10 protein-coding genes are annotated in these 9,394 nt (G+C 70.1%); 3 read left to right on the top strand and 7 right to left on the bottom strand.

The features are described from left to right. Nucleotides 1-47: 47 nt before the first annotated feature. Together KSO98_RS16290 and dnaB are read right to left on the bottom strand one after the other, a co-directional pair. Entirely contained in the window at nucleotides 48-434 is a 387-nt protein-coding gene (locus tag KSO98_RS16290) for a hypothetical protein (RefSeq protein WP_225286745.1), read from the bottom strand. Nucleotides 435-554: 120 nt separating this feature from the next. After that, nucleotides 555-1,976, bottom strand: coding sequence for a replicative DNA helicase (dnaB, locus tag KSO98_RS16285; protein ID WP_225286744.1), 1,422 nt, complete (start codon nucleotides 1,974-1,976; stop codon nucleotides 555-557). Nucleotides 1,977-2,423: 447 nt separating this feature from the next. Between dnaB and KSO98_RS16280 the strand changes: the two genes are divergently transcribed. Then, nucleotides 2,424-3,758, top strand: a complete 1,335-nt coding sequence (locus tag KSO98_RS16280; RefSeq protein ID WP_443680817.1) for an MATE family efflux transporter — start codon at nucleotides 2,424-2,426, stop codon at nucleotides 3,756-3,758. A gap of 14 nt (nucleotides 3,759-3,772) precedes the next feature. Further along, nucleotides 3,773-4,360 (top strand): DinB family protein, encoded by a 588-nt coding sequence (locus KSO98_RS16275; protein ID WP_225286742.1) that lies wholly within the window; start codon nucleotides 3,773-3,775, stop codon nucleotides 4,358-4,360. A 77-nt stretch (nucleotides 4,361-4,437) separates the two neighbouring features. Here KSO98_RS16275 and rplI read toward each other — a convergent pair whose 3' ends face one another. The 5 genes from rplI to KSO98_RS16250 all read right to left on the bottom strand — a co-directional run bounded on the left by rplI (nucleotide 4,438) and on the right by KSO98_RS16250 (nucleotide 7,556). Next, complete coding sequence (rplI, locus tag KSO98_RS16270; RefSeq protein ID WP_225286741.1) at nucleotides 4,438-4,887, bottom strand: 50S ribosomal protein L9; 450 nt, start codon at nucleotides 4,885-4,887, stop codon at nucleotides 4,438-4,440. 14 nt (nucleotides 4,888-4,901) lie between these two features. Further along, nucleotides 4,902-5,138 (bottom strand): 30S ribosomal protein S18, encoded by a 237-nt coding sequence (gene rpsR / locus KSO98_RS16265; RefSeq protein WP_008355445.1) that lies wholly within the window; start codon nucleotides 5,136-5,138, stop codon nucleotides 4,902-4,904. An 82-nt stretch (nucleotides 5,139-5,220) separates the two neighbouring features. Then, complete coding sequence (locus KSO98_RS16260) at nucleotides 5,221-5,841, bottom strand: single-stranded DNA-binding protein (RefSeq protein WP_225286740.1); 621 nt, start codon at nucleotides 5,839-5,841, stop codon at nucleotides 5,221-5,223. Between the two features lie 85 nt (nucleotides 5,842-5,926). Next, nucleotides 5,927-6,214, bottom strand: a complete 288-nt coding sequence (rpsF, locus tag KSO98_RS16255; RefSeq protein WP_225286739.1) for a 30S ribosomal protein S6 — start codon at nucleotides 6,212-6,214, stop codon at nucleotides 5,927-5,929. Between the two features lie 121 nt (nucleotides 6,215-6,335). Further along, a complete protein-coding gene (locus tag KSO98_RS16250; RefSeq protein ID WP_225286738.1) occupies nucleotides 6,336-7,556 on the bottom strand; it encodes a D-arabinono-1,4-lactone oxidase in 1,221 nt (406 codons plus the stop codon). Between the two features lie 41 nt (nucleotides 7,557-7,597). On the opposite strand from KSO98_RS16250, the gene KSO98_RS16245 reads away from it, so the two are divergent. Beyond that, entirely contained in the window at nucleotides 7,598-9,367 is a 1,770-nt protein-coding gene (locus tag KSO98_RS16245) for a protein kinase domain-containing protein (protein ID WP_225286737.1), read from the top strand. The last annotated feature ends 27 nt before the right edge of the window (nucleotides 9,368-9,394 follow it).

The raw sequence follows: 9,394 nt of genomic DNA, 5'->3' as shown, positions 1-9,394 counted from the left end.
AATCTGTCTGGGTGGCCTCGTTTTCGACCGTCGCTATGGCCTCGTTTTCAAGCGTCGTCGACAATGCCGGCCCTAGCGTGAAGGTAAAGCAACTGCTCGCTCACCTCGTTGAACCAGTGCTGCTCGTCATCTCGCATGGCATCAATGGCCCGTAGGGTGCCGGCCTCGGCGTCGGTGAGCCGGATCGTGGAGTGGTTGAACGCCTGCCGGATGCAAGCCTCGAAGCCGATGGACCGTCCAAGCTGCTTGTCGAACACGCGGACACCGTTCTGCACAAGTGCAGCTTTGAGGAGCATTTCGAAGCAGTGCTGAAGACTGAGCAGCACCTGGGTGACCCGACCCTCGTCGACCGGGGAGTTGAATGCCGTCGTAGCAACCGTCAGCGACGAAAGCGCCTTCCGGTGAAGAACTCTGGCTTCCTGCTTGAGCTTCAACACTCCTCCTAGACGCTGCTGCGCGACCACAATCTGCGTAACGGGTGAACGATTACCAGCGCCTGGGTTGCAAAGTTGTCGGTTCTTGCAGACTTCTTTGCATCTCGACAGCGACGTTGCTCAGTGGGCCATGTCGACGAAGCGGCTGTAGTGACCCTGGAAGGCGACGACCAGGTCGCGGGTGGGGCCGTTACGGTGCTTGGCGATGATGATGTCGGCCTCGCCGGGGCGGGTCGACTCCTTCTCGTAGACGTCCTCGCGGTGGAGCAGGACGACCATGTCCGCGTCCTGCTCCAGCGAGCCGGACTCACGCAGGTCGCTGACCATCGGGCGCTTGTCGGCGCGCTGCTCGGAGCCACGGTTGAGCTGCGACAGCGTGATGATCGGGACCTCGAGCTCCTTGGCGAGGAGCTTGATCTGACGGGAGAACTCCGAGACCTCGAGCTGGCGGGACTCGACCTTCTTGCCCGAGCTCATCAGCTGGAGGTAGTCGAGCACGATCAGCTTGAGGTCGTGGCGCTGCTTGAGCCGGCGGGCCTTCGACCGGATCTCCATCATCGTCATGTTGGGGCTGTCGTCGATGAACATCGGCGCCGCGGAGACCGCCGGCATGTGACGAGCCAGCTTGTTCCAGTCGTCGTCGGTCATGTTGCCGTTGCGGATGTGGTTGAGCGGCACCTTCGCCTCGGCTGAGAGCAGACGCATCGTGATCTCGGCGCGGCTCATCTCCAGGCTGAAGAAGACACTGGTCATGTTGTTGTGGATCGACGCGGCGCGACAGAAGTCGAGGGCGAGCGTCGACTTACCCATGGCAGGTCGGGCGGCGACGATGATCATCTGCCCGGCCTGGAAGCCGTTGGTCAGGTCGTCGAAGTCGGCGAACCCCGTCGGCACGCCGTACAGCCCGGCGTCACGGTTGGAGATCGTCTCGATCTCGTCGAGGACCGAGTCCATGATGTCGGACAGCGGGGCGTAGTCCTCGGTGGAGCGCTTCTCGGTGAGCTTGAAGACCTCGGCCTGGGCGGTGTCGACGATGTCGTTGACCTCGCCCTCGCCGGCGTAGCCCATCTGCACGATCTTGGTGCCGGCGTCGACCAGGCGGCGCAGGGTCGCCTTCTCCGAGACGATCTCGGCGTAGTAGCCGGCGTTGGAGGCGATCGGCACGTTGGCCGCGAGCGTGTGCAGGTAGGGCGCGCCGCCGATCCGCTCGAGCTGCCCGCGACGCTGCAGCTCGCCGGCGACCGTGATCATGTCGGCAGGCTCGCCGCGGCCGTAGAGGTCGATGATCGCGTCGAAGATCGTCTCGTGGCTGGGCCGGTAGAAGTCCGTGCCGCGTACGGTCTCCGAGACATCCGCGATGGCGTCCTTGGAGATCAGCATCGCGCCCAGGACGGACTGCTCGGCAGCCATGTCCTGCGGCGGGGTGCGGTCGTTGGGTGCGCGCCGCTGATCGGCCCCCGGCTCGAACGCGGCGGGACCGTCGCCCCACTCGTCGAACGGCGGCTCCGGAGCGCTCTGCGCCCGGTCCTCAGCGATGCTCATCCGACCTCCAGCAACTGCCCGAAACCTCGCGTGTCCGCGACCCTAGCCACCCCCACCGACACTTCTCGCCGACCCGGGACTCCGCGTGACCCTACGTGCCGGACGACCCTCTGCATAACCCGGTTATCCACAGGCCCTGGGGATAACCGGGGGACAACGGTGGAGAAGCCGGGGATAGGGGTGCACAGCCTGGGGAGACGGCTGTGTACGACGCGCCGGCGGAGCCCGCTAATCACGGTCTGACCTGCGGAAACACGCCTGTGGACATGTGGAACCGAAAAAGTCCCGGATGTGACCCCGTTCACCTTCGCGTTCCTCCGCGTTTCCGGGACCATCGCCCCAACCCGCATAGTCCGGCCGTATATGCACAGGTTTTCCACCAATCGTCAAACCGACGTCCACGTGCCGTCCGGCACGTCAGCTCCCGAGCGGAGCCACTACGGTGTGCTGGTGCGTGAGCGCTCCCATCCGGCCGACCGGGAGATCCTCCGGCTGGCCCTTCCGGCCTTCCTCGCCCTGGTCGCCGAGCCGCTCTTCCTGATCGCCGACTCGGCGGTCGTCGGGCACCTCGGAACCGGCCAGCTCGCCGGCCTCGGCGTGGCCGGGGTCGTCCTCCAGACGGTCACCGGCATCTGCGTCTTCCTGGCGTACGGCACCACCGCCGCCGTCGCCCGTCGGATCGGCGCCGGCGACCTGCGCGGCGCCCTCACCCAGGGCATCGACGGTCTGTGGCTGGCCGTGCTCATCGGGGTGCTGGTCACGATCCCCTGCACCGCGCTGGCCCACCGGCTGGTCCGGCTCTCCGGCGCGAGGGGCGGCGTCGCCGACCAGGGCGCCGACTACCTGCGGATCGCCGCGCTGGGCATCACCCCGCTCCTGCTGATGATGGCCGCCACCGGTGTCCTCCGCGGCCTGCAGGACACCCGTACGCCGATGGTCGTCGCCGTCGGCGGCAACGTCCTCAACATCGCGCTCAACGTCACGCTGGTCTATGGCGCGGGGCTCGGCCTGCGCGGCTCCGCCCTCGGCTCGCTCCTCGCCCAGGTCCTCGCCGCCCTCGCACTGATCGGCGTCGTCACCCGCGCCGCAGCCCGCCAGCACGGCATCTCGCTGCGCCCCGACCTGGCCGGCATCCGGCAGGCCGCGCGCGCCGGCGTCGCGCTGGTCATCCGCACCCTGACGCTGCGCGGCGCCCTCCTCATCACCACGTACGCGGTCAGCCGCACCGGCACCGGATCGGACCAGGCGACCGCCCTGGCGACGCACCAGGTCGCCTTCACGCTGTGGACCTTCCTGGCGTTCGTCCTCGATGCGATCGCCATCGCCGCCCAGGCGATCACCGGCCGCGCGCTGGGCGCCGGAGACCCCGGGGCGGTCCGCGAGGCGACCAGGCGGATGATCCGGTGGGGCGTGCTCGTCGGCGTCGTCAGCGGCCTCCTCCTGGCCGCCGCCAGCCCGGTCCTCGGCGCGCTCTTCACCGAGGACCCGGCTGTTCGCCACCGCCTCGTCGGCGTGCTGCTCATCGCCGCCCTCGCGGAGCCGATCTGCGGCGTGGTCTTCGTCCTCGACGGCGTCCTGATCGGCGCCGGAGACGGCCGCTATCTCGCGTACGGCGGCCTGCTCACCCTGGTGGCGTACGTCCCCGTCCTGGTGCTCGCGGTGGCACTGGGCGGCGGGGTGGCCTGGGTGTGGGCGGCCTTCTCGTTCGTCTTCATGGCCGCGCGCTTCGCGGTGGTCACCCTGCGGGCGCGTGGCGACGGCTGGCTGGTCGTCGGCGCATGAGGCATGGTGTTCGCATGGAGATCGATGGCGGCGACCTCAAGCGACACCTGTGGCGCGACCTGCAGAGCCAGCGCGACGTGTTGCTCGCGAAGGTGGACGGGCTCTCGGAGCGTGAGCTCCGCCTTCCCCGGACCCCGACCGGCACCAGCCTGCTGGGCCTCGTCAAGCACGCCGCGAACGTCGAGTACGGCTACTTCGGCCCCACCTTCGGCCGCACCCTGGATGAGCCCGCGCTGATCCCGGAGGAGGCGTTCGACGCCGACCCGCAGGCCGACTGGTACGCCACCGAGCAGGAGTCGGCCGCGGACGTCATCGCGCTCTACCGGCGCGTGCAGAGCTTCGCCGACGAGACCATCGACGAGCGCGAGATCAACGCCTCCGGCGCGGTGGCGTGGTGGGCGGAGAGCCGGCGCCATGCCACTCTCGGGCGTCTGATGATCCACGTGACGCTCGACCTGGCGCGGCACGCCGGACATGCCGACATCCTGCGCGAGACCATCGACGGGGCGACCGGTCTGCGCCGCCCCGGCGACAACGTCCCGCAGGACTACGACTGGTCGGCGTACGTCGCGAAGCTGACCGCGATCGCCGACCGCTTCTGAGCCTCGGCCCAACGGGTCTGAAATGACGGCTGCGGCCGGCCCCCGAAAGGGACCGGCCGCAGCCGTGATGAGCGTGATCAGGCGGGGACGACGTTGAGCGCCACCGCAGCGGTGAGCTCGTCGTGCACGCGCACGGTGACCGAGTGGGCACCGAGGCTCTTGATCGGGTTCTTCAGCGCGACGGAGCGCTTGTCGACCGACTCGCCGATCGACGCCTCGAGGGCGCCGGCGATGTCAGCGACGGTGACGGCGCCGAAGAGGCGGCCGTCCTTGCCCGCGCGGACCTTGAGGTTGACCGAGGAGGCCTCGAGCTTGCTCTTGATCTCGGCGGCGTGGTCGAGATCGCGGGCGGCACGCTTCGCGCGCGCAGCCTTGATGTTCTCGATCTCCTTCTCGCCACCGCGGGTCCAACGGATCGCGACGCCCTGCGGAAGCAGGTAGTTGCGCGCGTAGCCGTCCTTGACCTCGACGACGTCGCCCGCCGAGCCGAGACCGGAGACTTCCTGGGTCAGGATGATCTTCGCCATGGTTCCGTCTCCTCTCAGCGACCGGTGGACGTGTAGGGCAGCAGAGCGACCTCGCGCGCGTTCTTGACCGCGATGGCCACGTCACGCTGGTGCTGGACGCAGTTGCCGGTCACTCGGCGAGCGCGGATCTTGCCGCGGTCCGAGATGAACTTGCGGAGCAGGGTGGCGTCCTTGTAGTCGACGCCAGTCGCCTTCTCCTTGCAGAACTGGCAAACCTTCTTCTTCGGCTTGCGAATCACTGCCTTGGCCATTGTGGTGCTTCCTTTCTAGAAGCCCGGCCCCTTGCGGGTTAACGCCGGAATGGTTGAGGGATTCGGTCTGGGTGGTGCTGGATCAGAACGGGGGCTCGTCGCCGGCCACGCCCGGGGCACCCCACGGGTCGTTGGCCGGAGCGCCGCCACCGGCGTTGCCGCCGTAGCCACCGCCGGCGCCGCCCTGCTGGGCGGGAGCCTGCGGAGCCGGGGTCGCCCACGGGTCGTTGGCGGGCGCGGACTGCTGCTGCGGGGCGTTGCCGCCACCGCCGAAGCCACCCTGCTGGCCACCGCCGGCGTTGCCGCCGCCGAAGCCTCCGCCACCCTGGCCGCCCTGGCGGCTGACCCGGTTGACCTTCGCGGTCGCCCAGGTCAGCGACGGGCCGATCTCGTCGACCTCGAGCTCGTTGACGGTGCGCTTCTCACCCTCACGCGTCTCGTAGGAGCGCGCCTTGAGGCGGCCCTGGACGATGACGCGGGTGCCCCGCGTCAGCGACTCAGCGACGTTCTCAGCAGCCTGGCGCCAGATCGAGCAGCGCAGGAACAGCGTCTCGCCGTCCTCCCACTGCTGGGTCTGGCGGTTGAGCGTGCGCGGCGTCGAGGCCACCGTGAAGTTGGCGACCGCAGCACCGGAGGGCGTGAAACGCAGCTCCGGGTCGTCGGTCAGGTTCCCGATCACGGTGATGATGGTCTCGCCAGCCATGGCGTCTCCCTAGGTCTTGTCGTTCTGATCTACGAACTGGTGTCGGTGCCCATCAATACAGCAAGACACCGACAAGTTCGAGGGGTCACTTGCCGGGGCGAATGACCTTGGTGCGGAGGATCGACTCGTTCAGCGTGAGCTGGCGGTCGAGCTCCTTGACGGTGGCCGGCTCGGCGGTCAGGTTGACGATGGCGTAGATGCCCTCGGCGTTCTTCTTGACCTCGTAAGCCAGACGACGACGGCCCCAGACGTCGACGGACTCGACGGTGCCACCGTCGTTCCGAACAACATTGAGGAACTTGTCGAGCGACGGGGCGACAGTGCGCTCGTCGGTGGACGGGTCCAGGATGACCACGACCTCGTATGCACGCATAGCTTCTCCACCTCCTACGGACTCAGCGGCCATGGTCTCTCCATGGCAGGAGGGCTTTGCGGTGTCTCCGCCTACAGGACAGACGGAGACGCGTCAGGCTATCAAGTCCGCGGAGGGTGGCCTAAATGCCGAGATGCCGCTCGGTCCATGCGTTGCGGAAGCGGCCCTCGGGGTCCATCCGCGCGGCGAGCGCGCGGAAGTCGTCCCAGCGCGGGTAGGCAGGAGCCAGCGCGTCGGCGCGCGCGTGGAAGACCTTGCCCCAGTGCGGCCGGGCCTGCAGCCGGAGCAGCGCCTCCTCGAGGCGCGCCACCAGCGGCAGCACCCGCTCGAAGTCGCGCTGCCAGGTGAAGTGCAGCGCCAGCACGTCGGTCCCGTACGCCCCCGACAGCCACTGCTCGTCGCCGCGCACCGTGCGCAGCTCGGTCACCAGCAACGTCTCGCCGAAGAGCTCGCCGAGCGCGCGTACGGCCGCGAGCGCCTCGCCTGCCTGGGCGAACGGGACGAAGTACTCCGTCTGCAGCTCCTCGCCCGCACTCGGCAGGAAGCCCATCCGGAAGTGCGGCAGCCGCTCGTGCCACGGGCCGGCGACGCCGAGCTGGGCGGTGGTGTTCTCCACGCCCATGCCCGCGATCATGTGGCGCTGCTCGGTCGCGGGATGCGCACCCTCGATGTCGACCGCGGCCCCGCCACGCGACTTCACCCACACCTGGCCGACCTCATCGCCGGTCCAGTGGGTGAAGACGGAGACGGAGTACGCGGCGCCGAGTACCTCGTCCACGTCCCCGAGGAACGTGTCCCAGCGCAGTCCCTCGTGGACCACCTGGGCGATCTCGAACGCGGGCTCGACGGCCAGCTCGACCGCGGTCACGACGCCGAGCAGGCCCAGACCGACGACGGCACCGTCGAGCTCGGACCCCGTCAACCGGACCAGCTCGCCGCGTCCGTCGACCAGCTCCAGGGCGCGGACGGAGGTCGCCAGCGAGCCGTTGCCCCGACCGGAGCCGTGCGTGCCGGTGGCGATCGCTCCGGCCACCGAGATGTGCGGCAGCGAGGCGAGGTTGGCCAGCGCGAGGCCGCGCGGCACCAGCTCCGTCGCCAGGTCGCCGTACTTCACCCCCGCCGGCACCCGCACCGTGTCATCGAGGATCTCGATGCCCGCCGGAAGCCCCTCCAGCGAGACCTGCACCCCGGTGGTGTCGGCCAGGTCGGTGAAGGAGTGCCGGCTGCCCAGCGCGCGCACCTTCGGTGAGGAGGCCACCACCTCCTGGAGCTCCTCGACGCTCGCCGGGGTGACCAGCGCGGTCGCTTCGTAGGTGTGGCTGCCTGCCCAGTTGGTCCGCACGAGGACAACCGTACGGGTCGCGTCCGTGCGAGCATCCACCCATGGAGAGCGGGCTCGGGAGCCGGCAGCACCCCATCGCCGGGCGGTACGTGCTCGTCGACCGGACCGGCGCGGGCTCGACGGGCTCGGTGTGGCGGGCGTACGACCAGCGCACGCGCAGCTGGCTCGCCCTCAAGGTGCTCACCGCGCGCTCCGGCTCGGTGCTGCTGCGTTTCGTGCGCGAGCAGGGCGTGCGGATCCCGCACCCGCACGTGGTCGCCCCGACCGGCTGGGTCGCCGAGGACGACCTGGTCGTGCTGACCATGGACCTGGTGCGCGGTGGCTCGGTGGCGGACCTGCTCGCGGAGCACGGCACCCTCCCCGAGCCGCTCGTCGGGGTCCTGCTCGACCAGCTCCTGCAGGCGCTCGCCGCGGTGCACGCGACCGGCACGGTGCACCGCGACGTGAAGCCGGCCAACCTGTTGCTCGAGGCCACCGGCCGCGACGTCCCGCACCTGCGGCTCGCCGACTTCGGCGTCGCCGCGGGTCGCGAGGAGCCCCGGCTCACCCGTACGCCCGGCGGCGTCGGCACCGACGGCTACCTGGCGCCCGAGCAGGAGGCCGGCGGACCGCCCGACCCGCGCTCGGACCTGTACGCCGCCGGCCGGGTCGGGATCGAGCTGCTGACCGGCTCCCCGACCTCCCCGGTGCCCGGCGGCGCTCTCGCGGCGTTGCTGACGACCCTGACCGCGCCCGAGCCGGAGGACCGCCCCGCCTCGGCGGTGGCCGCCCTGGTCGAGCTGCGCACCCTCGCGCTGCCGCCCTGCGACGGCTCGATCCCGATCCCGGAGCGCCTCCCCCAGCAGCCGCTGCCGCCGCCGGAGGGGCGGTCGGAGGGGCTGGCGCTGCCGGATCCGCGCACGGCTCAGCGCCGCCGCCATACCCGCGCCCGCCGGCGTCGCATGGCACCATCACTGCCCATGACGAGAGCACGCTGGTGGCACAGGTCGAAGCGACGGACGGACTACCGCGCCGGCGTGGACGCCGTGGTCGTCAACTACCGCACCCCGGAGGACCTGGAGGGCTTCGTCGCCTCCTTGGCCGAGCACAGCGACGGCGTCGACGTCTCCCTCGTGGTGGCGAACGTCGCCCCTCGTCAGGGTGACCTCGAGGCCGGCGAGCGGGCGCTGGGGCTCGCCCGGGACGGGCTCGCCATCCGGCACCTCGTCTTCGAGGACAACGTCGGCTACGCCCGGGCCTGCAACGCGGGCGTGCTCGGCGGCACCCACGACGTCATCGGCCTGTTCAACGCCGACGTCCGCCTCACCGCGGACGCTCTCGCCACCCTGGCCCGCGTGGTCCGGGAGAACCCGACGTGGGGCGCGGTCGGCCCGCGCCAGGTGGACCAGCTCGGCCGGATCACCTCGGGCGGCACGCTGGGCACCAACGAGCAGCCCAAGCAGCGCGGCTGGCGCCAGGACGACATCGGCCAGTTCAGCGACATCCGTGAGGACGCCGTCGCGGTCGCGGGCTCGGCGTACCTCATGCGACGCGGGGTCTGGGAGGAGCTGAGCGCCTGTCGTGCCTACCGCCGGGTCGCGCCCGGCGCCGAGGGCGCCTTCCTCCCCACGCGGCTCTTCTACGAGGAGACGTTCTGCAGCTATCACGCCACCGCCCACGGCTACCGCAACGTCTACTACGGGCCGGTGCAGATCATCCACACCTGGCACGGCTCGATCGACAGCAACGACGCGCCGGCGACCGATCTGTTCGCCGAGTCGCGGGAGTACTTCCGGCGGGCCTGCGACGCCCACGGGATCGCCCACGACTGAGCTCCGACCCGCAACTAGGCTGGCCGC

Origin of the sequence: Nocardioides nematodiphilus, assembly GCF_020216525.1 — a bacterium.
Taxonomy (GTDB): domain Bacteria; phylum Actinomycetota; class Actinomycetes; order Propionibacteriales; family Nocardioidaceae; genus Nocardioides; species Nocardioides nematodiphilus.
The sequence above is the reverse complement of the archived record's forward strand: the minus strand, read 5'-3'. Positions and strand labels throughout refer to the sequence as shown.

What these genes read in the sequence shown, in the direction of transcription:
- dnaB (WP_225286744.1), bottom strand. Translation starts at nt 1,976, where the DNA reads ATGAGCATCGCTGAGGACCGGGCGCAGAGCGCTCCGGAGCCGCCGTTC.
- KSO98_RS16275 (WP_225286742.1), top strand. Translation starts at nt 3,773, where the DNA reads ATGGAGATCGATGGCGGCGACCTCAAGCGACACCTGTGGCGCGACCTG.
- rplI (WP_225286741.1), bottom strand. Translation starts at nt 4,887, where the DNA reads ATGGCGAAGATCATCCTGACCCAGGAAGTCTCCGGTCTCGGCTCGGCG.
- rpsR (WP_008355445.1), bottom strand. Translation starts at nt 5,138, where the DNA reads ATGGCCAAGGCAGTGATTCGCAAGCCGAAGAAGAAGGTTTGCCAGTTC.
- KSO98_RS16260 (WP_225286740.1), bottom strand. Translation starts at nt 5,841, where the DNA reads ATGGCTGGCGAGACCATCATCACCGTGATCGGGAACCTGACCGACGAC.
- rpsF (WP_225286739.1), bottom strand. Translation starts at nt 6,214, where the DNA reads ATGCGTGCATACGAGGTCGTGGTCATCCTGGACCCGTCCACCGACGAG.
- KSO98_RS16245 (WP_225286737.1), top strand. Translation starts at nt 7,598, where the DNA reads ATGGAGAGCGGGCTCGGGAGCCGGCAGCACCCCATCGCCGGGCGGTAC.